The sequence below is a fragment of the Tenacibaculum sp. SG-28 genome (assembly GCF_002954385.1).
Lineage (GTDB): Bacteria > Bacteroidota > Bacteroidia > Flavobacteriales > Flavobacteriaceae > Polaribacter.
The window spans coordinates 199,757-225,404 of the sequence record NZ_MQVY01000003.1; the positions used below are offsets into that span (position 1 = coordinate 199,757).

A 25,648-nucleotide genomic window follows, 5' to 3' on the forward strand; every position below is an offset into this window, starting at 1 on the left:
AAATCCGCATCTGCTTTTACAAAAGCAGGGCTGCAAAGATACTAACTTTTTAATACCCAAAACAAGCTTTTTAAGTACTTATTTTTTTAAACCCCGATAACACTCTGCTGTTAATGAACTTCACTACCCTAAAAAACAAACCCGTTTCCCCGTTAGCGGGTGCAAACATAGAACCTTTTTTCCGCTTAACAATGCTCTTTTTTAAATTATTTTTCACGAATTGTATTAAAAGCACATAAGAGTCTTTTTTTCAATATATTAATCCAAAAAAATATGTTACACTGCATATTAAAAACAATAACTACTTACAACTATAAAATAAAAAAGGGCTGCAATCCTTACAGATGTCATCCCCTTTTTTTAATGTTCTAGATATAGGAGTTAAGAAAGTGAAGCTCCTGAAGCAGTCACACTTCTGTCTATCTTGCGCATTAAGCCTTGTAATACTTTTCCTGGCCCTACCTCAACAAACTCTTTTCCTCCATCGGCGACCATGGCTTGAATACATTGGGTCCATTTTACCGGAGCCGTTAACTGTAAGATTAAATTCTTTTTTATCTCTTGTGGATCCGTTACTGCCTTTGCAACCACGTTTTGATATACCGGGCAAATTGGCGCCTTAAATTCTGTTTCTTCAATAGCTTTGGCTAATTCTTCTCTTGCTGGTTCCATCATTGGAGAGTGAAATGCTCCTCCGACAGGCAATACTAAAGCTCGCTTAGCTCCTTTCTCTTTTAGAGCTTCACACGCTTTTTCTACTGCTTGAATTTCTCCTGATATCACCAATTGCCCCGGACAATTGTAATTTGCAGCAACGACAACACCTGGAACAGCCGCACAAACCTCTTCTACAACTGCATCTTCCAAACCTAGAACAGCAGCCATGGTTGATTCTTGCATCTCACACGCTTTCTGCATTGCTTGGGCTCTTTTAGAAACTAAGGTTAGTCCGTCTTCAAATGAGAGACATTGATTGGCAACCAAAGCCGATAGCTCTCCTAAAGAGTGACCAGCTACCATTTGCGGAGTAAAATCGTCTCCTAAAACTTTTGCCAATATTACAGAGTGTAAAAATATCGCAGGCTGTGTTACTTTGGTTTGTTTTAACTCCTCTGTTGTTCCTTCAAACATCACATCCGTTATACTAAATCCTAAAATAGAATTTGCTTTTTCAAAAAGTTCTTGAGCAATAGGTGACTTCTCATAAAGGTCCAAACCCATTCCTGTAAATTGCGCTCCTTGACCTGGAAAAATATACGCTTTCATTAGTTGTTTTTTTTGTTTCGCTGACAAAAATACAATATTTAAAATTACTATCTTTGGACATATTTATGACAGCAAAACAAAAAATTAAAGCACAACAAATCTACCTCATATTAGCAGCACTTTTCATTGCTTCTTTGGTAACTTCAAATTTAATATTTCAAAAGTTTTTCTATTGGTACCCTATAGATCTTGCTATTTTTGATGTGAAATTATTCGAAATCTCTGTTGGTTTACTGCCGTACCCCTTAACATTTCTTATCACGGATATCTTGTCGGAAATCTATGGTAAAAAGAAAGCTAATCAGGTGGTTATTGCTGGAATTTTCGCCTCTTTCTTTTCTCTAGGAATAATTTACATTGCAATGGAGGTACCTGCAATAAATTGGTCTCCCGTAAACGACAATACGTTTACTCAAGTTTTTGGTGCCACACCACTAGCAGTTTTTGCTTCAATGATGGCCTATCTTTTTGCCCAATTTATAGACATTAGAGTATATCACTTCTGGAAGAAATTCACCAACGGAAAACACCTATGGCTCAGGAATAACTTCTCTACCTTTACCTCGCAATTTATAGACACTTTAACGGTACTCCTTCTGCTATGCTCCTTTGAAATAATTGCTTGGGATAAATTTCTCGGGCTATTGATGAGTGGAGTTTTATTTAAAATAGTAATCGCAGCACTAGACACACCTCTCTTATACGGTTGTGTATACCTTTTCAGAAAAGCTTTTAACCTTGAAGTTGGAGAGGAATTAGCTACCTTTGATTCTTAAAAGACCAGGTATGAATCGCAATTTTTTTTATAATATTTTTAAAGAGTATTTTTCTTTATCGCATGAAAGTTCTGTATATCTCAGCTTGATTGTTAACTTAATTCTCATTTTAATAATTGGTTATATTTTATTTAAAACCTTGCGTTTTTTCAGTAGAAAATTTTTGCACAGATTAGCTTCTAAAACGCGAACTTCTTTCGACGATCTCTTAATTAAAAACAAAGTATTTTTAAATATCGCAAGAATTGTAATGCTCCTTATATTTAATATTTCTTTGGAGATACTTTTCGAATACTTTCCAAGAGTCTTGAAATATGCAGAAAAATTACGGCTGTTGTTATTACCGTTTTTATTATATGGTTCATTCGATCGGTATTGCGAACCATAAAGGATTACTTGCGAGAGTTTTCTTCTTTTAAAGACAAACCTTTAGAGTCGTACATACAAATTTTTATGGTGGTATTGTGGATGGTTGGAATTATTGTTTCTTTCTCTATACTTACCGGAAAGTCACTTTTAGGATTGTTTACTGTTCTTGGAGCTTTTTCTGCGGTGCTGCTTCTAATTTTTAAGGATACCATTTTGGGTTTTGTCGCCAGTATTCAAATATCGATTAATGACACAGTGCGACTTAACGATTGGATTACTATGGAAAAATTTGGTGCTGATGGCAATGTAATTGCTATAAATTTAGCATCCGTAATTGTAAAAAACTTTGATAACACCGTAACTAGTATCCCTACCTATTCCTTGATTTCAGATTCTTTTAAAAATTGGCGAGCAATGAGTAATTCTGGAGGAAGGAGGATTAAACGATCGATATTAATAAAAGGTAATTCTGTTCGTTTTTTAGCCGATGAGGAGGTGCAAACTTATAAAAACATCACCGTTTTAAAAGACTATATCGAAAGCGTAACCGAGGAAATTTCCACCTTTAATGTGGCACATAACATAGACAAAACACTTTTAATTAATGGAAGAAACCTAACCAATCTTGGTCTGTTTAGAAAGTATATTGATCTTTACTTACAGCAGCACCCGGATATCAACCAAAACCTTTTGGTAATGACAAGGCAACTCGATCCAACTCCAAATGGAATCCCTCTTGAAATATATGCCTTCAGCAAAATAAAAGTTTGGGAACACTACGAACGAATCATCTCTGATATTTTTGACCATATATTGGCAAGTACGACTTATTTCGATTTAGAAATTTTCGAAAATCCGTCTAGTAAGGACATTGCCAAGCTCCAAAAATAAGGGATTTAAGATTAGATTAATGCATTAAAAAAGCTTCCCAAATCAGGAAGCTTTTTTTAAGTATCTGTACTAATAATTAGTGTTTTACTAGTAAATTATTATTTTTCATTTTCAACTCAGAAAGAACATTTAACGCTTCATTCACGTACATATCTTTCTTTAAATTTTTATGCCATGCCAATCTTTTCGACTCTAAGACACTGTCTTTTTTAAACAATTCTTGTTCGTACTTAGGGGAAGTGAATTCAGAATTAGATTCAAATTTGAAAATATTAGAGAATTGTTCTCTTTTTGCATCCTCCATGTCGCTATTTGCTTTGTAAAGATTATAGTTGAGAGAATACACATTTTTATCCTGTCCGTCTTTCAACCATTTTGCGTAATCATTGACTTTCTGAAATTGGTCATTTTTCAAAACTCGTTGTTTACTATTGTAAATAACGTCCTGAAAATTACTGTAGGAATTTGTGGTTTTATATTTTGCCTGTTGTACTTTATCCCATGGCAACGCTCCGTCTAGATCGCGTTCTCCAAAATCCATGTAGCTATATCTTGAAGGCAATGCAATATCGGAATACACCCCTTCTATCTGCGTCGATCCTCCATTGATGCGATAAAATTTCTGAATAGTCATTTTTAAGGCACCTAAATCACTAGGATAATTGTCATAAAATCTATTTAGAGGTACTAAATTTTGAACGGTTCCTTTGCCGTAGGTTTGTTTCCCTCCAATGATAACCCCTCGCTTGTAATCTTGCATTGCTGCAGCAAAAATTTCTGATGCAGAGGCTGAAAATTCATTTACCATAACCACCAATGGACCATTCCACTGTATTTTTTCATCGATATCATTCTTTACCAAAGGATCTTCTCCTCTGTATTTCACCTGAACTATAGGACCCTTATCAATAAAAAGCCCTCCTATTTCAATGGCTGTTTTAAGTGAACCTCCCCCATTACTTCGTAAATCAACAATCAAGCCACTAACCCCTTCTTCTTTGAGGGTTTGGATTTCCTTTTCCATATCTTTAGCGGCGTCTCTTCTGCTTGTGTCGTTAAAATCTATATAAAATCTCGGCAAATGAATAATCCCGTATTTTTTTCCTTTTTTTTCTACTATACTAGACTTCACAAAAGTTTCTTCTAGTTCTACAACATCTCTAATAATCGATATAACTTTAGTCGAACCATCAATTTTCTTTTTTACAGTAAGCCTAACCTCAGACCCTTTTTTTCCTTTTATAAAAGTAATTGCATCATCCAAACGCATGCCTACAATATCGGTAGGTTCACCGTCAGCTTGTGCTACTTTTAAAATAATATCTCCAGCCTCAAGATCTCCTTGTTTCCAAGCTGGCCCTCCAGAAATTAATTCAACAATATGGGTATACATCCCTTTCTTTTGAAGTCTTGCTCCAATACCTTCTAACTTACCAGACATGTCTTGATCAAATCGCGACTTGACTTTTGGAGACATATACGAGGTATGTGGGTCAAAACCACTAACTACGCTATTTAAGAAAACAGAGTACCAATCAGAATTCTCTAATTCTTCAATACGAGTATACAAATCATTCATATTTTCTAGAACTTTTGCACGAGCATCTTGCTCTAGAACTTCAAAAGATTTCTTTTGGAAAGAAGCATCCTCTTTAGCTTTTTCTTTTTGCTCTAACTCCTCCATATGAATTCTCTCAAGAATAGAAAATTTTAGATCCTTTCTCCAGTAATCTAATAACTCTTCAGCGTCTTTCGCAAACGGTAGATTGTCATAATCTAAGCTTATACTTTCTTTTTTCTTGTAATTAAATGGCACTTTCAAAAGCGTTCTATACGCTTCTTTTGAAGATTCTAATTTTTGAAGAAACCTTCCATATACCAATTTATAAAAATCAATGTTTGTCTCTTTTAATTGGTTATCTATTGTAAACTTATATTGTGAGAATTCCTCTAAGTCTTCTTGTGTAAAATACCTCCTTCTCGGATCTAACGCATTGATAAAATCAGTATAAACATGTTCTGAAAAATCATCATCTAACTGCTTTTTCACATAGTGATATCTGCTCAAAATATTATTTAAAACATACACTATTACTTTATCCTTTTCTGGATCTGACCCCTCTGATCTAGAATGCGCAAATAAATTGGATACACTTAGTAAAAGGGTTACAATGTAGATACTTAATTTCGTCTTCATATATCTTCTGTCGGTTTAACTATACTTATATTACGGTATTGATTTGTTCAATGAACAAGATTGAGGTGATATAATTTATGTTTTATAAAAATACAAATTTCTTTAGGTTATTGCACTAATTTTAAAGTGCAATTTTTACATTCTATTAGAATTTAAATAACATCCAATTTTCATCGGCTAAGCGCTGATTTTTTTTCAAACGAAAGAATTAAAAACTTCTTTAGATTTACAAAAAAATGCATAGGGATGTCAAAACAAAAACTAGAAAACTTAATATCGCTTGAAGCATAGGTATTTGATTTACATACAATTTTACGCATAAATAGAGGGATTCTATCTTTAGAAAATGTTAAAAAACTATTCTTTTTGTATTACATTTGTTACAAACCAATAACTATGCAGAAAAAACCTTTAATTTTAGTTACCAACGATGATGGTATTACTGCACCCGGAATTCGAATGCTTATTCAGATAATGAATAAAATTGGAGATGTGGTTGTTGTAGCCCCAGATAGCCCACAAAGTGGCATGGGACATGCGATTACCGTAAACAATGTTTTACACTGTAATCCTATCACTATCGATGAAGGACCACAAATTGAATACAGCTGTTCTGGAACACCGGCAGATTGCGTAAAAATGGCAAAAACAGAAATACTCAACAGAACACCTGACCTCTGTGTTTCTGGCATTAATCACGGCTCGAACTCTTCTATAAGCGTTTTGTATTCTGGAACGATGAGTGCTGCAATAGAGGCTGGTATAGAAGGCATTCCTGCAATAGGTTTTTCCCTGTTAGACTTCGATTGGCATGCCGATTTTAGAGCTGCTGAAAGTTTTATTAAAAAAATTGTTTTGAACGTATTGCTAAACGGCTTACCGGAAGGAGTTATTTTAAACGTAAACATCCCCAAGTTAAAGAAAAACGAAATAAAAGGAATTCGAGTTTGTAGACAAGCCAATGGATTTTGGAAAGAAAACTTTGACAAGCGCAAAAGTCCGTATGGAAAAGATTACTATTGGTTAACAGGAGAGTTTATTAATAAAGATAACGGACAAGATACCGATATTTGGGCATTAGAGAATGGTTATATATCGATGGTGCCAGTGCAATTTGACATGACAGCACACCACGCCATACAAAAATTGAATACATGGGATCTATAAAAAAAGAAATTTTAATTGGAATTGCGGTTTCTCTATTCGCAACGGCCTGTGGTTTTTTTCTTTACACGCAATATGTGGTAGAATCGGATCCATCGTTGACCTTGCAAAAGATATTCGAAGGAGGACTTTTGGGAACCGTAATTGCGATTGCGGCCATACCCAACCTGTTTGTTTTTTTTGTTTTTTTGAAGAAAAAACAAGATTACCGAGCTAGAGGTGTATTAATTGCTACAATTGGCATCGCAATTAGCACGTTTATTTTAAAATTCATTTAAGCGATTTCTCGTATTATACTATGAAATACTATATCCTTGTTGGAGAAGCTTCAGGAGATTTACACGGAGCAAACCTAATGAAAGAGTTATTCCGAAAAGACCCGAATGCTGAAATTCGTTTTTGGGGAGGCGACCTAATGAAAAATGTGGGCGGCGATATCGTTGTACATTACAAAGAACGTTCTTTTATGGGGTTCATAGAAGTTTTATTTAATCTCAAAAAAATTCTGGGCTATATTTCATTTTGTAAAAAAGATATTGAAAGTTTCAAGCCTGATGTTATAATTTTTATTGACAATTCCGGATTTAATCTACGCATCGCAAAGTGGGCAAAAGAGAAGAATTTCAAAACTAACTATTATATTTCTCCACAAGTATGGGCCAGTAGGGCAAGCAGGGTGAAAAATATAAAGAGGGATATTGATAGTATGTACGTTATTCTGCCATTTGAAAAAGCTTTTTATGCCAAATACAACTACCCTGTAACCTTTGTGGGACATCCACTTATCGATGGCATTGCAGGACGAAATCCAATTGACGAGCTAGCTTTTAGACAAAAATATGCCCTGGGAAATAAAGAGATTATCGCTTTACTCCCCGGAAGCAGAAAGCAGGAAATTAGCAAAATGTTATCGGTTATGACCTCTGTAGTGGAAGACTTTAAAGCCTACCAATTTGTCGTAGCTGGTGCACCAAGTCAAAGCAAAGCTTTTTACGAGTCTTTCATGACCGATACAACTATTAAATTTGTTCCCAACCAAACCTATGACTTATTGAGTATTTCCCATGCAGCAATTGTGGCCTCCGGAACTGCAACATTAGAAACCGCTCTTTTTAAAGTTCCGCAAGTGGTTTGTTATAAAGGAAGCGCAATTTCGTATCAAATAGCAAAACGAATTATCACGCTAGAATACATTTCTTTGGTAAATCTCATTATGAACAATGAGGTGGTTACCGAACTCATACAAAATGATTTTACGAAACTGAATTTAAAAAGAGAGCTTCAAAAAATTCTAACTACAGAACATCGAAAGCAAGTATTTTCAGAATACCACGACTTAGAAGAAAAATTAGGTGGAAAAGGGGCCTCAGAAAAAACTGCGCAATTAATTGTTAAAGGCTTAAAAGAAAACTAACCAATGTTTAAACGACTTGCCATCCTACTTTACATCGTATTTTCGCTTACTTCTTGTGGATCTAGTAAAACAACCAGTTCCTATAACCCAAGAAAAACCAACGAACCAAAAGCTACTGTAGCAGATAAAATAACCTGGACCGCGGTAAGCTATAAAGGAACTCCCTACCGATACGGAGGCACTACAAAAAAAGGCATGGATTGTTCTGGATTGATCTATACGTCGTTTAAAGAGAGAAATAGAGATATCCCGAGAACTTCCGGGGAAATGTATAAATATGGAAAACCTATTACTTTAAAAAATGTTCAACGCGGTGATTTATTATTTTTTATTACCTCTAAAAAGCGAGGACGAATTAACCACGTTGGCTTAGTTACTTCTATAAAAAACAAAACTGTCTATTTTATACATTCTACAACTTCCAAAGGAGTTATCGTAAGTAATATGGAGCAACCGTACTGGAAACGAACGTTTGTAAAAGCAAAAAGAGTATTATAGCCTTAATTTGCCGTTTACAAGAACTCTTATTTTAAACAAACTAATGGAAGCCTACATGGATTTTGACGAGCTATAGACATGGGCCATTTTCGCAACAGGGGCCCAGTTGACACTCAAAAATTGTGGCAACAAAATTTACAAAAATGAGAATAGTAGCAAATGCCACCACATACTTTTCAAATTTTTCTATGGTATGGGTTTCTTTTGCAGGAAAACGATCATTAAAAAACAAAAATATGGAGGAACCTAATATACTGGCAATAAAAATAAGCACTCCCCATGTATATAAATGCATCCCAAAAACCGGAGTTCCATAACCAGTATCTCCTGGCACAGGGCAAATATGCAATAACACCTGGCGTACAGAAAATACCATTCCCACTAATGCAGCTACGAGTACCACAGCAAAATGTTTTGCATCGAACCCAAAAATAACATTTAACGACAATCCAAAAATTACTCCTATCATCCCCATTCTTTGCAATAGACAAAGAGGACATGGATCTTCGTGCAATCCAAATTGGAAATAAAGTGCTCCTAGCAGAATACTGCAAACGATTAGAATACAAATACTATTGAAATATTTTAAGGCAGTCATGAAATTAAAAGTTTAAATTTAAGGAAGAAGTGGTGTGGTAGAAAAACATTGCGATACTTGCTATAGTTGCAAGGGCAAAAAAATAGTAGGCTTTCTTTTTATCTTTCCTAAATAAAAAAAGAAAGGCAATTCCGTAGGCTAAAAAAATTAAACTCATATTTTCGATTTAGTGTTTCTAAAATACTATTTTCTAATGAATAGACAATAAAGGATATCATGAAATAACTCGATAAAAAAACCAAACGAATAATTAAACATAGTAAAAATACGGTAACCTAAAATAAAACACAGCGGATAAACCGTAAAAAACCATCTTATTTGCCCGTTGGAATCTTTGATACTGGTGTAAATAAAAGCTATTCTTTAGAAAAGAATAGCTTTTTTATAGTTAGGAAATAGCTTAATTTAACATTCCCCAAAGTGTATCTTTTAATTCTACTAGACCAGATTGTGCCACAGAAGAAATAAATATAGTTGCTACTCCTTCTGGTAACTCTTGTTTTATTTCTTCGATCAATTCTTCGTCGAGCATGTCACTTTTAGAAATAGCTAACAATCGTTGCTTGTCTAAGAGTTCCGGGTTGTGTTTTTTTAATTCATTTAATAAAACTGCGTACTCTTTTTTAATATCATCGCTGTCTGCTGCAACTAAAAATAACAATACAGAGTTTCGTTCGATATGCCGTAAAAAATAATGTCCTAAACCTTTACCCTCTGAGGCTCCCTCGATAATACCAGGAATATCAGCCATTACAAAACTTTGATGGTTTCGGTATTCGACAATTCCTAGATTGGGTTTTAAGGTGGTAAATGCATAATCTGCAATTTTTGGCTTTGCTGCAGTTATAACAGATAATAAGGTAGACTTTCCTGCATTAGGAAACCCGACCAATCCAACATCTGCCAATATTTTTAGTTCGATACGGAACCACGCTTCTAGACCCTCAATACCTGGTTGAGCATACCGTGGAGTTTGATTGGTAGAAGACTTAAAATGCCAATTTCCTCTTCCGCCTTTACCTCCTTCTAATAAAACAACATCTTGGCCGTCTTCGGTAATTTCAAATAGAACTTCATCGGTGTCTGCATCTTTAAATATGGTACCTAAAGGAACCGGAATAACTACGTCGTTACCATCACTACCAGTACTTCTGCTGCTTCCACCATCACCACCATGATCTGCTTTAAAATGTCTTTTATATTTCAAATGAAATAAAGTCCACATGGATTTATCCCCACGGGCTATTACGTGACCTCCGCGACCACCATCACCTCCATCAGGTCCTCCTTTGGCAACAAATTTCTCCCGATGCAAATGCGCTGAACCTCTTCCTCCTTTTCCAGAAGACGCATAAATTTTAATGTAATCGACAAAATTACCTTCAGTCATGTGTTCTATAATTTACGAAGAAAGACAACCTTTACAGTTTTAGCAAAAAGAAACTCCCTTATTATAACGTATCAAAAACCTCGGTTAAACGGTTGGTGATCTCTTCGATAGAACCCACGCCATTTACTCCAAAATAATTTCCTTTATCTTGATAAAAATCTTTTAAAATCGCTGTTTTCGTATTGTATTCGTTAAAGCGATTTCTAATTTTAAGTTCATCTGTATCATCCGATCTTCCGCTAGTCTTTCCTCTTTCAAGGATGCGTTCTACTAACAAATCTTCTGGAACTTCTAATGCAACCATACCATTTATAACAGCACCTTTTTCCGCTAAGAAACTATCCAAAGCTTCTGCCTGAGATTGTGTTCTTGGAAAACCGTCGAATATAAATCCGTTTACTCCTTCATTTTTCTCTACTTCAGCCTTTAACATGTTAATCGTTACTTCGTCAGGTACCAAATCACCCGCATCCATGTATTGCTTTGCTAATACACCAAGTTCAGTTTGGTTTTTAATGTTGTAGCGAAAAACATCTCCTGTTGAGATATGTACTAAGTTGTATTTGTCTTTTAATAAAACAGCTTGTGTTCCTTTCCCTGCTCCAGGAGGGCCAAATAATACGATATTCTTCATTTTTGGTTGTGTTGTTAACTGATAAATAGCCTTCAGGTTTCTTCCATACCCATTGTAATCTAGGCCATACCCTACCACAAATGTATCTGTAATACTCTTTCCAATATAATTTATTGGTAACTCTTTTCGGTATACATCTGGCTTAAATAAAAGGGTAGCTATTTTTAGTTCTTTTAAATGTTTAGTTTTAAATATTTGATAAATTTCTTGTAAAGTGGTTCCGGTATCAATAATATCCTCGAGAATAATCACAGTACGACCGGATAAGTCTTCATTGATGCCGATAAGTTTGGTTACTTTTTCTGTTGTGGAAGTTCCTTGATAAGAAGCCAACTTTACAAAAGAGACCTCACAATCTCTATTGAATTCTCTTACGAAATCTGCTACAAACACAAAAGAACCATTTAAAATACCAATAAACAAAGGTACCTCATCGGATGCCATATCTTTCTTCACCGCTACAACAAGCTCCTTAACAAGGCCTTGGATCTCTTTTGCAGAGATAAATTCTTTAAAGTATAAATCGTGCAGTTTTGTAATTTTCATTAGGCTACAAAGATAGTTGGTTGGTACTAAATGAAAAAACCGTTTTGAATATTGTTCAAAACGGTTCTATACTATTTTCTTGGTATACTATTTTTTTGCTCTCTTTTTAGCTACGTCAAACATGATCGGTGTTGCAACGAATAAAGAAGAATACGTACCAACGATTACCCCTATGATTAAGGCAAACATAAATCCTTTGATACTATCCCCTCCAAAGAAGAAAATTGCCAACATTACCAATAAGGTAGTTAATGAGGTATTTATAGTTCTTCCTAAGGTACTGCTTAAAGCTCTATCGACAAGATTTGCACTAAAGTTTTTACTATTGTTCGCGTACTCGCGAATTCTATCAAAAATTACCACGGTATCATTCAGTGAGTATCCAACTACCGTTAGTATTGCCGCGATAAAAGATTGTCCTATTTCCATGTCGAATGGCATAACTTTGTACAGGATAGAAAAGACTCCAAGTACCACTAAGACATCGTGAAATACTGCCACTACGGCACCAATAGAAAACTCTACTTTTCTAAATCGCAATAAAATGTATAGGAAAACCACCAATAAAGAACCAAATACAGCCCAAAATGCGGCTTGTTTGATATCATCTGCAATGGTTGGATCTACTTTGTTATAGCTCATTATTCCTCCTTGGTTTTCAATTTTTTCAAAACCTGGCTTGAAACTCTCGTAAGATAAATCTCCTAAATAAGGTTGTAATCCTTTGTAAAGAGTACTTTGCACTTCTTCATCTACCTCCATACTCTTGTCATCAATCTTGTACACCGTAGTGATTTTTAATTGATTATTTGCACCGTATGTTTTTACTTCCGGAGCAGTTCCAAAAGCATCTTTTAAGGTAGCTGCTACTTCATTTGCTTTCATTTCTTGGTCAAAACGAACTATGTACGAACGCCCACCTTTAAAATCAACTCCTTGTTTTAAACCAAGTGTCGCCATAGAAACTAAACCAATAAGGATTAAAGAACCTGATATAATATAAGCTAGCTTGCGCTTAGATAAGAAATCAAAGTTGATATTGTTAAACCAATTTTTAGAAATATTGGTGTTAAACGTTAAATTGGTTCCTTTTGTTACCGCGCCGTCGATTAATAATCGTGTAATAAATACCGCTGTAAATAATGAGGTAGCAATACCAATCATTAGAGTTAAGGCAAATCCTTTAATAGGACCGGTACCAAAAGAATATAAAATAATACCTGTTAATAAGGTCGTAATGTTGGCATCGATAATAGCAGATAAGGCTCCCTTAATACTAAACCCTTCCTCTACAGAGGTAGCTAGTCCTTTGCCGCCAAATAAACCTTCTTTAATTCTTTCAAAAATAATCACGTTGGCATCTACAGACATACCAATGGTAAGAATAATACCAGCGATACCAGGTAATGTTAGTACCGAATTAAAGGAAGCAAGTATTCCAAAGATGAATAAAATATTAACAATTAAAGCGATGTTGGCATAGATTCCTGCTTTACCGTAGTACAATACCATCCAAATTAACACCAATAAAATTGCTAAACCAAAAGACCAAATACTAGCATCGATAGACTCTTGCCCTAGTGATGGCCCTACTACTTCTGCTTCAATAATTCTTGCTGGGGCAGGTAATTTACCCGCTTTTAATACTGTTGCAATATCTTTAGCTTCATTAACGGTCATGGTACCACCTGAAATTTGCGTACTACCTGAAGTAATTGGTTCGTTAACAGAAGGTGCAGTATACACATAATCGTCTAACACTACCGCTACGAATTTTCCAGCATTTTCTGTCGTCATTTTTCCCCATAATTTGGTACCAGCACCATTCATTTGCATGTTTACAACAGGTTGGTTGGCTCTCGTTGGGTGGAAATCCTGACTTGCATCTGCAATAACATCTCCTTGTATCGGTGCCTCATCATTTCTATTAGACTTAACCGCATACAATTCTAGGATTGCTGATAAATCTTGCTCTTCTGGTGTTTCTGCAGTTCTTTGTGGTGTAATTGGTTTATAACCCCATAAAAACTTTGCATACCTCAACTCTTTCGGCAATAATGCTCGAATCTCTTTACTTTCTAATAAACTATTTACTACAGCAGTATCTTTAACACTAGCGTATGCTATTGTAGAGCTTAACTGTTGCTGGTTAGGACTAAGATACGTAAACAACATTTTTTGTGTGTCTACCTTCGTAGAATCAGCAGTATCTCCTAGTAAATCGTCGATACTATCTTCTGTTTTTGCAGTATCTTTAACAACAGCAACTTTATCTGTTTCTTCGTCTTTTAGCAAATCGATTGATTTCGCATTGGCTTGCACAAAAAACTGAATTAACTCCGCATTGGTGTATACTTCCCAGAATTGTAGTTCTGCTGTACTTTGCAAAAGATTCTTTACACGTTCAATGTCTTTTGCCCCTGGAAGTTCTACTTGTATTCTTCCTGAAGTACCAATACGTTGTATGTTAGGTTGTACTACACCAAACTTATCAATACGACTACGCAACACCTCAAAAGCAGTAGTAATCGATACATTAATTTCTTCTTGTAGTACTTCTTTTACCTCAGCATCTGTTTTATTTCGGTCGATTTTTTCACGTAAGGCTTTAGTTCCAAAAATGGAAGGATCACTTAGCTTTACGGTTCCGTTACTCAGCGTTTCGAATTGCTCGAAAAATAAATCTAGATAATCGTCTTGACTATCTTTTTGCGCCTCATCGGCTTTTGCTAATGCTTCGTTGAAAATTGGATTTGTAGACTCGTTAGACAATCCAATTAAGATATCTTTTACAGACACCTGTAAAATTGCATTGATACCTCCTTTTAAATCTAAACCAAGGTTCATTTCTTTATCCCTGATATCGTTATAGGTGTATTTTGCAACGCCTAAATCTACTACATCTTTGTTCGCTACACTATCCAAGTATCTTCTCTCCAACTCATTAAGTGCTCTACCGCTCCTATCCTTTACATTAGCATTCGCATATTCTTTTGCGCTGTCTTCCACTTTGTTAGCGAAAAAGGTAAACGACAATTGGTATAAACTTACTAATCCAAAAAGAATAGCAAATAATTTAATAAGACCTTTGTTCTGCATCTTTTATAATTTAAATCGACTTTTTTTAAAACGTGCAAATATAGTATTTCAAAAAAGATTTCCCAATTGTTTTACTATATTTATGAAAGTGAGGCGGCTTTCGCAATAGTATTAGTAATAATTAACTCAGATATTGGTTATATTTGAATGTCGCTTATACCACAATAAGCCGTTAAAAAAATGAAAATGACACAAACAACGAAAAATACCAAAGCACATCTTAGCGATATTGAAATCGCACAAGCTAAAGAATTACGGCACATCAAAGAAATTGCGAAAAAATTAGATATTGCAGAGGAACACCTAGAAATGTATGGGAAATACAAAAGTAAACTCCCACTTCATTTAATCGATGAAAAAAAGGTAAAACAAAATAATTTAGTCTTGGTTACCGCACTAACGCCAACACCTGCAGGTGAAGGAAAGACAACTGTTTCTATTGGATTAACAGAAGGATTAAATAAAATAGGAAAACAAGCAACTGTAGTGTTACGAGAACCTTCTTTAGGACCTGTTTTTGGCATCAAAGGAGGTGCTGCCGGCGGAGGCTACTCACAGGTCGTTCCAATGGAGGATATTAACTTACACTTCACCGGAGATTTTAATGCTATTGAAAAAGCTAATAATTTATTATCTGCGTTAATAGACAATAATTTACAAAGCAAAACAAACAACCTAAACATAGACCCGAGAACCATTTTATGGAAGCGTGTTATAGATATGAATGACAGAGCACTGCGTCAAATTACAATAGGACTAGGTGGAACAGCAAATGGCATACCTCGTGAAGATGGCTTTAACATCACCCCTGCTTCTGAGGTAATGGCAATTTTATGTATGGCCACAAGTTTCGACAATCTAAAGGAACGTCTCGGAAATATTTTTATTGGTTTTACCTTTGACAAACAACCAATTTTTGCCCGAGATTTAAAAGCGCAAGATGCCATGCTATTTTATTAAAAGATGCCATCAAACCAAATTTAGTGCAAACTCTCGAAGAAAACCCTGCCATTATACACGGAGGGCCATTTGCAAATATTGCGCAAGGAACCAATACAATAATTGCTACAAAAATGGGATTATCCTTATCAAATTATGTGGTTACAGAAGCAGGCTTTGGTGCAGATTTAGGGGCAGAGAAGTTTTTAAATATCAAATCTGCCTATGCAGGATTGAATCCGAAGTGCGTTGTTTTGGTGCTACCATAAGAGCTTTAAGACATCATGGTGGCGCCAAAAAAGAAGCGTACAATACCCCTAGTTTAGAATTTGTACAACGAGGATTTGAAAATTTAGAAAAACATATCGAAAACATTCGAAAACACAATATAGAACCGGTTGTCGCCATCAATTCTTTTATCTCAGATACTGAGGAAGAAGTTTCATACGTGGTACAAACCTGTAAAGATCTAGGCGTAAATGCTATCGTTTCAGAAGGTTGGGCCAAAGGTGGTGAAGGCACCAAAAATCTTGCTAAAGCTGTTGTACATATTGTAGAAAATAAAGCTACAAAATACAAACCTCTTTACGATTGGAAAAGCCCTGTTACCACAAAAATAGAAACAATTGCAAAAGAGATTTACGGAGCCTCTGCTGTTGAATACAGTAAAAAAGCACAATTGAATCTTAGAAGAATAGAACGATTAGGGTTTAACGATTTTGCGATATGCATGGCCAAAACGCAAAAATCTTTTTCTGACAATGATGCACTTCGCGGAAGACCAAAAGATTTTACAGTTACGGTGCGCGAAATCGAAATTGCTGCAGGAGCACAATTTATCATTCCTATACTGGGAAAAATGATGCGTATGCCTGGTTTACCGGCAATCCCGGCTTCAGAGGGAATGCAAATTGACAATATCGGGAAAATATCGGGACTATCTTAAAGTACAAAAAATGGGAGTTTTCAAACTCCCATTTTTATTAAATACTTTAATGTAAACTCATTAAGCTTCTTTTTCTATGGTTAGTTTTACTACCAAACCTTCATTTGCTCGGACATTAAAAACAGTTTCATCTTTAAAAATTAAGTACTGCCCCTTTACACCCACCAACTTGCCGCTGTAAAAATTCTCTTTCTTTAAATTCAAACTTTTAGGTTTTTCGGGATAGCCTCCACAGGAAAGTTTAACGTCGTTTCTGTATTATTTGCAATAAAGTAAGCTTTAGCCTCCTCCGGAATAAAAGCCTGTAATTTATCTCTCCAAGCAGTTAAACTTTCATCCTCATTATCATTCTTTAACATTTTACGCCAGTTAGTTTTATCTGCGACGTGTTCTTTAAGGGCCACCTCTGTAATTCCTGCGAGGTATCTATTTGGCACCTCAACAATTTCAATAGCCTCGTGTGCCCCCTGATCGATCCAACGGGTTGGAACTTGCGTCTTTCTCGTTACCCCAACTTTTACATTACTAGAATTTGCTAAATAAACAATATGTGGCTGTAACTGTACCTTTGTTTCGTATTCTAAATCTCTATCTTCAATACCGAGATGTGCCTTGCTCAATTCAGGTCTCATAATCCAATCTCCTGCACTTGCAGTTTCGAAAAAGCAACTTTTACAAAAACCTTGTCGGTAAATTTCCTTATCCATGCCACAACTTAAACATTCGTAATGTAAAAATTCTAGGGAGATCGTTTTCCCCATTAATTGATTAAGATGCAAGTAATCAGATGCTGTACTTAAGTAATACTGTACGGTATCTAAATTTTCTGTTACCATTTTTTTTAAGACTCCTTGATATTGCATAACCTAAATTTTATTACTTTTAGCTAAAAAATATTTGTTTTCAGTTCCAAATGAAATTAAGAAAAGAAAACGTGTTTTTGCCTAAACAAAAAACACCAAAAATTAAAAAGACAAACTTAAAAAAATATATGCCTTTTCCATTTATAAATTCACTCATTTCTTGGTTTCTTAAAAAGAGAAAGCATCAAGTTGAGCTTTTTCTGAAGTACCCTGTTGATGTGCAAAATGAATTACTTTTCAAACTACTAAAAACAGCAAAAAACACAGAAATAGGAGAACGCTATAACTTTTCAGGAATTACATCCTATTCGGATTTTGCTGCTACGTTACCGATTCAAAAATACGAAAGTATCGAACCATACATAGAAAGGTGTCGAAAAGGAGAGCAAAATATTTTTTGGCCTAGTCAAATTCGCTGGTTTGCCAAGTCGAGCGGCACTACTAATGCAAAGAGTAAGTTCATCCCGGTGAGTGATGAGGCTATTGAAAACTGTCATATGAAGGCAGGAAAGGACATGCTTTGCCTGTACATAAACAACAACGAAAATACGCAATTATTCATCGGAAAAGGCCTTAGATTAGGTGGAAGTTCGGCGATTTATGAGGATAACAATTCATATTTCGGAGATTTATCGGCAATTATAATAGAAAATATGCCTTTTTGGGCAGACTTCAGTTCTGCCCCTAAACAAGAGGTTGCTCTAATGACCGAGTGGGAGACTAAAATGGAGGCTATTATTGAAGAGACTATTCACGAAAATATTACTAGCTTGGTTGGAGTTCCATCATGGATGTTAGTGCTTCTTCATCGTGTTTTAGAAAAAACAGGAAAAAACAATATTTTAGAAGTTTGGCCCAATCTGGAAGTGTACTTTCATGGCGGTGTAAACTTTAATCCTTATCGAGAACAATACGAGAAATTAATTCCGAGCAAAGATTTTAAATATTACGAAACCTATAACGCATCTGAAGGCTTTTTTGCTATTCAGGATAAAAACAACTCCGAGGAATTGTTGTTAATGCTCGACTACGGTATTTTTTATGAATTTATACCCATGCATTCGTACCGTGGTGAAAATTCGGTTGCCATTCCTCTGGAAAAAGTAGAGAAAGATGTGAACTATGCTGTCGTCATTACTTCCAATGGTGGCTTGTGGCGTTATTTGATTGGAGACACTGTAAAATTTACCGCAACAAATCCCTATCGAATTAAAATCACCGGGAGAACCAAACACCACATTAACGTATTTGGAGAAGAACTGATTATTGAGAATGCAGAAGAAGCTTTAAAAGTAGCTTGTAACAAAACTAATAGTTGTATTCGAGATTATACTGTAGGGCCAATTTTTATGGAAGAAAATAGCAAAGGAGGACACGAATGGGTGATAGAATTTAAGAAAGCCCCGGAATCTATATCCTTTTTCACGGAGCTTCTAGACAACTCTCTAAAAGCATGTAATTCAGACTATGAAGCAAAACGCTATAACAACATGACCTTGGCTATGCCCAAAATTAATCTAGCAAGAGAAGGCCTTTTTTACGACTGGCTCAAAGAAAAAGGAAAGTTAGGAGGTCAGCACAAGGTTCCAAGACTTTCGAATAGCCGTGATTTTGTTGAAGAATTATTACGGTTAGAATAATTGCTACACTGTGCCTTAGTTCGCAAGCATTTTTAACATTACGTTGTCCCTTGTACAAAAACAGTAATAGGTAAAATATACTCTGAAGTTACTGGTAGATTATTTTTATAGGCTGGATGAATTCTCGGCAATTCGTGTATTGCTTTTTGCAGTACTTCTTTTAATTCTGGTATTTCCTCTTCGAGTAAATCAGTGGCTTCTATTTTTTTTAATTTTATTCTTCCTTTTGCATTGATCTGCAGATACACGAGAACCGTTTCCTCAATATCTTTGGTCACAAAAAAAGAAACACCTCCTAACGTTTCGGCAACAGAAGCATGCATGGTTGTGCGGAAACAATCTTCTTTTTCGACAGTAGTTAAGCTATCACAAACTTCGAAATAAGGAGAAACATCTACAGTACCATAATCCATAACGGAATCTGTATTCGCATGCTTCGAATTCTTTGTTGAAAAAACACCAGAATCACAAGACAAAAACAAGGTAATGCACATGCATAAGAAAATAATCGAGCACCATCGCATCTAGTTGGTTTTTAGAGGAAAAGTACAAATTATTTTACTGGTATCCATGCATTGTAAGAAATACTTGCTATTCCTTGCTTTTATTCTAGTGAAATTCCTTTTTTGAAATAGAATTTTTTAATTTCTTCAATTCTTTCATCAACCGCCTTGGTTAACACCGGATCAGAACTCTTAAATCGTTCTAGGTACTTTTGATAGTGTCGCAATGCGATGGTTTTATCTTCGTAAATGTTTTCAGATAAATTTGCCAGTTGGTACAATGCTCGGTAATTATTTCTATTTTCTTGCATGGCACTTGCATAGCTCTTTAGTGCCGCTTTGGGCTTTTCTAGTTTTTCTTGTGTTCTTGCCAGCTGGTAATATTCGGCATCTCTTTTATCTTTTCCAATAAAGGTAGCCATCATGTAGTGCAAACTAGCATCTTTAAACATTTGCTCCTCATAGGCGATATCTCCAAGGTAGGTGCAAATCTTATAATCGGTTCTGTCTAGTTTCTGGGCTTGTTGGAAATATTGTTTTGCCTTTTGGTATTCTTTTAGCTTCAAGCAAGTTCGCCCCAACATCTTTTTTACATATATAGCATTGGGAGTAATCGTATCCATTTTTTGCAACAGCTGTTCCGCTTTAGCATACTTTTTATCGCGATATAAAGCATTGATTTTTATTTTATTCATAGCGATATGCTCCGGACGTAGTTCCAAACCACGATTCACAAATAGCGCAGTAGAATCTTTGTCATATAATAGCACATAGGCATAGGCGAGACGTTCTATTGCTTTAAAATGAGCATCGTTTTTACGATAGGCTTGCAAAAAATTATCAATCGCTTTATTTTTATTTTTAAGCATGGTATAAACAATACCTTCGTGGTAAAAATAATTAGCATTTTCGGTATCTACTTTCTGTAATTCTTGTAACAGTGGTATTGCTTTTTTTGGTTTTTTTACTTGTAGTAATAACTTCGCCAATTGGTAGGCAGCTAGAGAGTTATCGGAGTCTTTTGCAAGCAAACCCTCGTAGATAGAAATGGCTTTATAATTCTGCCCTATCGTTTTGTAAAGACGCGCCAATCTATTTTTTAGGACAACATCCTCATTAAGTTGTAATGCTTTTTCGTACCAAAAAATTGCCTTTTGGTATTCGTCAATTTTTTCATAAATCTCAGCCCTTTGTCGCAACACAGTAAAAGATGCTGAAGCGCCATCTAGGCACTTCAAAGCTTCTTTATACCTACCGATTTGAAGTAAATCATGGGTTTCTTCTTTGTAGGTATCTTCCTGAGCAATACTATTGTAGGATACTACCAAAGTTACCCAAAACCATACTATCTTTTTAATAAGCATGTTTTAATTATTTTACCTCAAAACGAATTGGAAGCGTATACGATGTTTCTACAATTTTACCATCTTTTTCACCCGGAAGCGTCTTTGGTAGTTGTTGTAAGATTTGCATCGTGTGTTCTTTTAATTTCTCATGGGGTGCCCTAACTTTAAGATCGGTAATCATACCATTTTTCCCAATTCGAAAAGTCGCTAAAATTCGTGTTCTACCTGCTTTGAGCCCTAAATTATCTGCCATAGTAGCGTCAAAATTATTCTTTACAAAGGTGTTAAAACTTTTCTGAAGGCAGTCTTTATCCCCTTCAGGACATCCTGGAAAAGTTGGATATTTATCTAATTTAGAAAAAGGTACCTCTTCGATCTGCATCACTGTACTTTTACTAGAAGGGGGTGTTGCAGGAAATATATTAATAATTTTTCTACCATTGTACTCCGAAAACTTAACTTCACCATCATGTATTATTCCTTTCTTAAATAACATTTTAATACTTTCTTTTACTTCAGCAGATAAACTTGCATAATCAATTTCCGTTCCTAATATTTGATTATCATAGGAAGAATTGACATCGAAATGGCTCGAAACTTCTTTTATAGTTATAGGTTCTCTCTTATCTCCATTGTAAAGTTTAATTTGTTCTTTTTCTGAAATAGAGGATTCGACCTCTGCTTCGTTACTACACGACGTATAAAACAGCATGGCTATTAATGCGGGTACTAAAAATAAATACTTTAATTGTTTGGCTTTTTTGGAGTGATTCTTCTTAATCATAATAATTCGTTTTTTTAAAAGTGATTGTTTATAAAATTGATTGGTAAAAGAGATATTTTCCACCTGAAAAACATCTGCTAATAAGGTACTGATGTAGTTGTCTTTTTCCATGGTTTTACCAACTTCAGCATCAGTTAAATATTCGTGTACTAAGGTGATTCGCTTTTGGTATAGGTATACCATCGGATTAAACCACATTACAATTCGCAGCAGTTCAAAAAATAACAAATCTATCGTGTGCTTTTGGTTTACGTGAACGATTTCATGTTGTACAATTTCTTGTTGTTTCGACTTAGCAATGAGCGAACCGATAAATATAAAATTAAAAAAAGAAAAGGCCTTGGTGGTATTCGGTAAGACTACCAAATGGTAATTTGCTTTTGTAATGGAACGATTTTTATAAACAAGCCAACCTATTTTACCTAGCTTAAGTATAAAAATTACTAAAAATACAAAGCAACCAATAGCTATAATAGTATCTAAGGTTGAAAAAGATGCATACCATTCTTTTTTTTCTATAGCAGCTTGCGGCGAAATAATAATATCCGGAAGAAGCACATAAAACTCGGGATTAACGGATTCTCTAAGCACAGAAAACTGCATTTTTGGGAGTATAAATGAAGCCATCGCAGTGGCTAATAAATAAATTCGATTCTTCTTAAAAAAAGTCTCTCTACATAAAAACACATCATACACTAACAAAAATATGATCTGAAAAAGGATTACTTGAATACAATAATCTACCATAGCTATTTCTTTTTATTTACTTCTTTCAAAATTTGTTCCAACTCTTGTATATCCATATTATTCTCCTTCACAAAAAAGGAAACCAAGCTTTGAAAAGATCCGTTAAAATAGCCATTCATCAATTTGTGTATCGATTGGTTGCTGTACGAATCTTTTTCTACAATTGGGAAATACACATAACCTCTTCCCTTGGCCTTGTGACCCACAAATTCTTTAGATTCTAGTATTCTAATAATTGTAGAGACTGTGTTATACGCAGGTTTTGGCTCTGGTATTTTTGCAATCACCTCTTTTACAGAGGCTTCTTTTAAAAGCCACAAAACTTGCATTATTTGCTCTTCTGCTTTTGTTAACTGCTTATTCATTTTTTCAGTTTTAAATGTATATCCAATACAAATATAACTAATTTTTTAGTTAAAACTAATTTCTTAGTTAAAAGTAACAAATTTTAACATTTAACGTCTAATTGGTAGCGTAGAAATGAACAACAAATTATATGGATATTATACTGTTACTTTTAGGATTTACATTGGCTTTTTTAGGGATTATTGGAGCATTTCTCCCTGTCTTACCGGGGCCTATTACCAGCTGGACAGGCTTGTTATTACTGCATTTGAGTAAGGCTGTTCCTATGGACACTTCTTTTTTAGTAGTAACGTTTTGCATTGCACTCTTGATTTTCATCCTCGATTATTTTATTCCTGCTTTGGGTACTAAAAAGTTTGGAGGATCAAAATATGGGGTATACGGAACGACGATTGGTTTGGTTATCGGACTTTTTTCACCCATTCCTTTTGGGATACTGATTGGTGCATTTGTTGGCGCTCTTGTTGGAGAACTGCTCTACGATGGCACGGATACAAATAGAGCAGTAAAAGCGTCTTTTGGTGCCTTCCTGGGGTTTTTGGCTTCTGCTACGATAAAATTTTCGGTTGCAGTGGTATATTTTGTTTTATTTCTGAGCACATTTTGGGAATTCAAAGCAAATTTTTGGGGTTAAAAAAATGGCAAAAAAAAAGCAACCCATCTCAGGGAAGCTTTCCATTGGTAACAAAACCATGGTGCATTTAAGCACCTTAACAACACAACTAAATGCTGCTTTTATAAAAAGACAGCCTGCAAATATACAAACTAAATCAAAACCTACAATAATTTTTGATTATTTTTTAAAAAAACTCCTATTTACATGCGTTGGTTTATTCTGCAATTGATTGTATCTTTGCTTCCTTATTAAAAAAAGTAAACAATGCAATTATCAGAACAAGAAGTTGTACGTAGAGAAAAGCTTGCCAAATTAAGAGCATTTGGTATAAATCCATATCCCGCTGACCTTTTTCCTTTAAACACCAACTCCAAGGAACTCAAAGAAAACTTTGAAGAAGGTAAAGAAGTTATTATTGCTGGAAGACTAATGTCTCGTCGTATTCAGGGAAAAGCTTCTTTTGCTGAGTTGCAAGATAGTTTTGGCAGGGTTCAAGTATATTTCAACAGAGATGAAATTTGTACTGGAGAAGACAAGAGCCTATACAACGAGGTATACAAAAAACTTTTAGATATTGGCGACTTTATTGGAATCGAAGGCGAATTATTTACCACCCAAGTAGGAGAAAAAACAGTTTTAGTCAAAAACTTCAGCCTACTTAGTAAATCCTTAAAACCTTTACCGCAACCAAGAGTAGATGCAGATGGTAATGTATTTGACGCTTTCTCTGACCCAGAATTGAGATATCGCCAACGCTATGTAGATTTGGTAGTAAACCCACAGGTTAAAGAAGTTTTTGTAAAACGTACAAAATTATTTACTGCCATGCGTCAATTTTTTAACGATGCTGGTTACTTCGAGGTAGAAACGCCAATATTACAACCAATACCGGGAGGTGCAGCAGCACGACCTTTTGTGACGCACCACAACGCCCTCGACATTCCGTTGTACATGCGTATCGCTAATGAACTTTACTTGAAACGATTGATTGTTGGAGGTTTTGATGGCGTTTATGAATTTTCGAAGAACTTCAGAAATGAAGGTATGGATAGAACGCATAATCCTGAATTTACTGCCATGGAAATATACGTGGCCTACAAAGATTATAATTGGATGATGGAGTTTACGGAAAAACTCTTAGAATATTGTGCCATGGCTGTAAACGGAACTACCAAAGCCACTTTTGGCGAGCATCATGTAGACTTTAAAGCGCCGTATGCAAGGGTAACTATGGCAGACGCTATAAAAAACTTCACTGGATTTGATATCAACGGAAAGTCGGAAGATGAAATTAGAGCGGCAGCGATAGACATGGGTATTGCTGTAGATAACACCATGGGTAAAGGAAAATTGATCGATGAAATTTTTGGGGAAAAATGTGAGGGTAACTATATCCAGCCAACCTTCATTACTGACTACCCTAAGGAAATGTCTCCATTGTGTAAGGAACACCGCGAAAATCCGGAACTAACAGAACGTTTTGAATTAATGGTTTGTGGGAAAGAGATTGCAAATGCGTATTCCGAATTGAATGATCCTATCGACCAACGAGAACGTTTTGAAGCACAGTTAAAATTGGCGGAAAGAGGAGACGACGAAGCAGGAGATTTTATTGACAATGACTTTTTACGAGCCCTAGAGTATGGAATGCCCCCTACTTCTGGCCTAGGAATAGGAATGGATAGACTAATCATGTTCTTAACCAACAACCCGTCTATTCAGGAGGTTCTATTTTTTCCACAAATGAAACCAGAACAAAAGGTACCAGAGATAGCACTTAACGATGACGAAAAAGCGGTTTTAACACTACTTCAGAAAGCCGAAAAAATAATATTAAATGACCTCAAAGCGCAAAGTGGCTTGAGTAACAAGAAATGGGATAAAACCATCAAGGGCTTAACCAAAAACAAACTCGCATCCGTAGAAAAAACAGAAGAAGGTCTTTTTGTTGCTTTGGTTTAATAAAAAACATCTTTAAAGAAACGAGAATTTACTGGTGTAAATTCTCGTTTTTTATGCCGTTTAATCTCCTAAGTAACCAAAATTAATAATCAAA

General features: G+C 35.3%; 20 protein-coding genes and 2 pseudogenes. 10 read left to right on the forward strand and 12 right to left on the reverse strand.

The features are described from left to right. Positions 1–381: 381 nt before the first annotated feature. Positions 382–1,266 (reverse strand): ACP S-malonyltransferase, encoded by an 885-nt coding sequence (gene fabD / locus BSU00_RS09090; RefSeq protein ID WP_105004094.1) that lies wholly within the window; start codon positions 1,264–1,266, stop codon positions 382–384. A 65-nt stretch (positions 1,267–1,331) separates the two neighbouring features. On the opposite strand from fabD, the gene BSU00_RS09095 reads away from it, so the two are divergent. Further along, positions 1,332–2,042: a queuosine precursor transporter gene (locus BSU00_RS09095; RefSeq protein ID WP_105004095.1), complete on the forward strand. Its 711-nt coding sequence runs from the start codon at positions 1,332–1,334 to the stop codon at positions 2,040–2,042. Positions 2,043–2,417: 375 nt separating this feature from the next. Continuing rightward, positions 2,418–3,302: a mechanosensitive ion channel family protein gene (locus BSU00_RS09100; RefSeq protein ID WP_233188678.1), complete on the forward strand. Its 885-nt coding sequence runs from the start codon at positions 2,418–2,420 to the stop codon at positions 3,300–3,302. A 76-nt stretch (positions 3,303–3,378) separates the two neighbouring features. Here BSU00_RS09100 and BSU00_RS09105 read toward each other — a convergent pair whose 3' ends face one another. Next, a complete protein-coding gene (locus tag BSU00_RS09105; protein WP_105004096.1) occupies positions 3,379–5,499 on the reverse strand; it encodes a carboxy terminal-processing peptidase in 2,121 nt (706 codons plus the stop codon). A gap of 396 nt (positions 5,500–5,895) precedes the next feature. On the opposite strand from BSU00_RS09105, the gene surE reads away from it, so the two are divergent. Genes surE through BSU00_RS09125 form a run of 4 tightly spaced genes read left to right on the forward strand, consistent with a single transcriptional unit; the run spans position 5,896 to position 8,575 of the window. Beyond that, positions 5,896–6,666, forward strand: a complete 771-nt coding sequence (gene surE, locus BSU00_RS09110) for a 5'/3'-nucleotidase SurE (RefSeq protein ID WP_105004097.1) — start codon at positions 5,896–5,898, stop codon at positions 6,664–6,666. After that, positions 6,654–6,941, forward strand: coding sequence for a hypothetical protein (locus BSU00_RS09115; RefSeq protein ID WP_105004098.1), 288 nt, complete (start codon positions 6,654–6,656; stop codon positions 6,939–6,941). The genes surE and BSU00_RS09115 overlap by 13 nt, the downstream gene beginning before the upstream one ends. Positions 6,942–6,961: 20 nt before the next feature. Beyond that, entirely contained in the window at positions 6,962–8,077 is a 1,116-nt protein-coding gene (gene lpxB / locus BSU00_RS09120; RefSeq protein ID WP_105004099.1) for a lipid-A-disaccharide synthase, read from the forward strand. A gap of 3 nt (positions 8,078–8,080) precedes the next feature. Further along, positions 8,081–8,575 carry a C40 family peptidase gene (locus BSU00_RS09125; RefSeq protein WP_105004100.1) on the forward strand — a complete coding sequence of 165 codons (495 nt, stop codon included), beginning with the start codon at positions 8,081–8,083 and terminating at the stop codon, positions 8,573–8,575. Positions 8,576–8,645: 70 nt separating this feature from the next. Here the strand turns inward: BSU00_RS09125 and BSU00_RS09130 are convergent, their stop codons facing one another. From BSU00_RS09130 to secDF, 5 genes are all read right to left on the reverse strand, one after another. Further along, positions 8,646–9,173, reverse strand: coding sequence for a disulfide bond formation protein B (locus BSU00_RS09130; protein ID WP_105004101.1), 528 nt, complete (start codon positions 9,171–9,173; stop codon positions 8,646–8,648). A gap of 4 nt (positions 9,174–9,177) precedes the next feature. Beyond that, on the reverse strand, positions 9,178–9,330 hold the full coding sequence (locus tag BSU00_RS12930; RefSeq protein WP_158254413.1) for a DUF5993 family protein: 153 nt from the start codon (positions 9,328–9,330) through the stop codon (positions 9,178–9,180). A gap of 243 nt (positions 9,331–9,573) precedes the next feature. Further along, the gene (obgE, locus tag BSU00_RS09135; protein ID WP_105004102.1) at positions 9,574–10,563 is read right to left on the reverse strand and encodes a GTPase ObgE; all 990 of its coding nucleotides are present in this window, start codon (positions 10,561–10,563) and stop codon (positions 9,574–9,576) included. A gap of 61 nt (positions 10,564–10,624) precedes the next feature. Further along, positions 10,625–11,743 carry an adenylate kinase gene (locus BSU00_RS09140; protein WP_105004103.1) on the reverse strand — a complete coding sequence of 373 codons (1,119 nt, stop codon included), beginning with the start codon at positions 11,741–11,743 and terminating at the stop codon, positions 10,625–10,627. Between the two features lie 87 nt (positions 11,744–11,830). Next, positions 11,831–14,842, reverse strand: a complete 3,012-nt coding sequence (secDF, locus tag BSU00_RS09145; RefSeq protein WP_105004104.1) for a protein translocase subunit SecDF — start codon at positions 14,840–14,842, stop codon at positions 11,831–11,833. 186 nt (positions 14,843–15,028) lie between these two features. Here secDF and BSU00_RS09150 point away from each other — a divergent pair. Then, positions 15,029–16,727, forward strand: a pseudogene (locus BSU00_RS09150) (formate--tetrahydrofolate ligase). Positions 16,728–16,787: 60 nt separating this feature from the next. Here BSU00_RS09150 and BSU00_RS09155 read toward each other — a convergent pair. Next, a pseudogene (locus BSU00_RS09155) lies at positions 16,788–17,590 on the reverse strand (DUF2797 domain-containing protein). A gap of 128 nt (positions 17,591–17,718) precedes the next feature. Between BSU00_RS09155 and BSU00_RS09160 the strand changes: the two are divergent. Next, positions 17,719–19,230, forward strand: a complete 1,512-nt coding sequence (locus BSU00_RS09160) for a GH3 auxin-responsive promoter family protein (RefSeq protein WP_105004230.1) — start codon at positions 17,719–17,721, stop codon at positions 19,228–19,230. A gap of 38 nt (positions 19,231–19,268) precedes the next feature. Here BSU00_RS09160 and BSU00_RS09165 read toward each other — a convergent pair whose 3' ends face one another. The 4 genes from BSU00_RS09165 to BSU00_RS09180 form a co-directional block, all read right to left on the reverse strand. Beyond that, the gene (locus BSU00_RS09165) at positions 19,269–19,754 is read right to left on the reverse strand and encodes a hypothetical protein (protein WP_146104833.1); all 486 of its coding nucleotides are present in this window, start codon (positions 19,752–19,754) and stop codon (positions 19,269–19,271) included. 80 nt (positions 19,755–19,834) lie between these two features. After that, the gene (locus BSU00_RS09170; RefSeq protein WP_105004106.1) at positions 19,835–21,097 is read right to left on the reverse strand and encodes a tetratricopeptide repeat protein; all 1,263 of its coding nucleotides are present in this window, start codon (positions 21,095–21,097) and stop codon (positions 19,835–19,837) included. Positions 21,098–21,104: 7 nt separating this feature from the next. After that, entirely contained in the window at positions 21,105–22,610 is a 1,506-nt protein-coding gene (locus tag BSU00_RS09175; RefSeq protein ID WP_105004107.1) for a M56 family metallopeptidase, read from the reverse strand. 2 nt (positions 22,611–22,612) lie between these two features. Continuing rightward, complete coding sequence (locus tag BSU00_RS09180) at positions 22,613–22,975, reverse strand: BlaI/MecI/CopY family transcriptional regulator (RefSeq protein WP_105004108.1); 363 nt, start codon at positions 22,973–22,975, stop codon at positions 22,613–22,615. A gap of 131 nt (positions 22,976–23,106) precedes the next feature. Between BSU00_RS09180 and BSU00_RS09185 the strand changes: the two genes are divergently transcribed. Further along, complete coding sequence (locus BSU00_RS09185) at positions 23,107–23,610, forward strand: DUF456 domain-containing protein (RefSeq protein WP_105004109.1); 504 nt, start codon at positions 23,107–23,109, stop codon at positions 23,608–23,610. Positions 23,611–23,856: 246 nt separating this feature from the next. Further along, positions 23,857–25,554: a lysine--tRNA ligase gene (gene lysS / locus BSU00_RS09195; protein ID WP_105004111.1), complete on the forward strand. Its 1,698-nt coding sequence runs from the start codon at positions 23,857–23,859 to the stop codon at positions 25,552–25,554. Positions 25,555–25,648: the final 94 nt, after the last annotated feature.

Excerpts from the sequence above, each read along its gene's own strand:
- fabD (WP_105004094.1), bottom strand. The coding sequence starts at position 1,266 with ATGAAAGCGTATATTTTTCCAGGTCAAGGAGCGCAATTTACAGGAATG.
- BSU00_RS09095 (WP_105004095.1), top strand. The coding sequence starts at position 1,332 with ATGACAGCAAAACAAAAAATTAAAGCACAACAAATCTACCTCATATTA.
- BSU00_RS09105 (WP_105004096.1), bottom strand. The coding sequence starts at position 5,499 with ATGAAGACGAAATTAAGTATCTACATTGTAACCCTTTTACTAAGTGTA.
- surE (WP_105004097.1), top strand. The coding sequence starts at position 5,896 with ATGCAGAAAAAACCTTTAATTTTAGTTACCAACGATGATGGTATTACT.
- BSU00_RS09115 (WP_105004098.1), top strand. The coding sequence starts at position 6,654 with ATGGGATCTATAAAAAAAGAAATTTTAATTGGAATTGCGGTTTCTCTA.
- lpxB (WP_105004099.1), top strand. The coding sequence starts at position 6,962 with ATGAAATACTATATCCTTGTTGGAGAAGCTTCAGGAGATTTACACGGA.
- BSU00_RS09125 (WP_105004100.1), top strand. The coding sequence starts at position 8,081 with ATGTTTAAACGACTTGCCATCCTACTTTACATCGTATTTTCGCTTACT.
- BSU00_RS09130 (WP_105004101.1), bottom strand. The coding sequence starts at position 9,173 with ATGACTGCCTTAAAATATTTCAATAGTATTTGTATTCTAATCGTTTGC.
- BSU00_RS12930 (WP_158254413.1), bottom strand. The coding sequence starts at position 9,330 with ATGAGTTTAATTTTTTTAGCCTACGGAATTGCCTTTCTTTTTTTATTT.
- obgE (WP_105004102.1), bottom strand. The coding sequence starts at position 10,563 with ATGACTGAAGGTAATTTTGTCGATTACATTAAAATTTATGCGTCTTCT.
- BSU00_RS09140 (WP_105004103.1), bottom strand. The coding sequence starts at position 11,743 with ATGAAAATTACAAAACTGCACGATTTATACTTTAAAGAATTTATCTCT.
- secDF (WP_105004104.1), bottom strand. The coding sequence starts at position 14,842 with ATGCAGAACAAAGGTCTTATTAAATTATTTGCTATTCTTTTTGGATTA.
- BSU00_RS09160 (WP_105004230.1), top strand. The coding sequence starts at position 17,719 with ATGCCTTTTCCATTTATAAATTCACTCATTTCTTGGTTTCTTAAAAAG.
- BSU00_RS09165 (WP_146104833.1), bottom strand. The coding sequence starts at position 19,754 with ATGCGATGGTGCTCGATTATTTTCTTATGCATGTGCATTACCTTGTTT.
- BSU00_RS09170 (WP_105004106.1), bottom strand. The coding sequence starts at position 21,097 with ATGCTTATTAAAAAGATAGTATGGTTTTGGGTAACTTTGGTAGTATCC.
- BSU00_RS09175 (WP_105004107.1), bottom strand. The coding sequence starts at position 22,610 with ATGGTAGATTATTGTATTCAAGTAATCCTTTTTCAGATCATATTTTTG.
- BSU00_RS09180 (WP_105004108.1), bottom strand. The coding sequence starts at position 22,975 with ATGAATAAGCAGTTAACAAAAGCAGAAGAGCAAATAATGCAAGTTTTG.
- BSU00_RS09185 (WP_105004109.1), top strand. The coding sequence starts at position 23,107 with ATGGATATTATACTGTTACTTTTAGGATTTACATTGGCTTTTTTAGGG.
- lysS (WP_105004111.1), top strand. The coding sequence starts at position 23,857 with ATGCAATTATCAGAACAAGAAGTTGTACGTAGAGAAAAGCTTGCCAAA.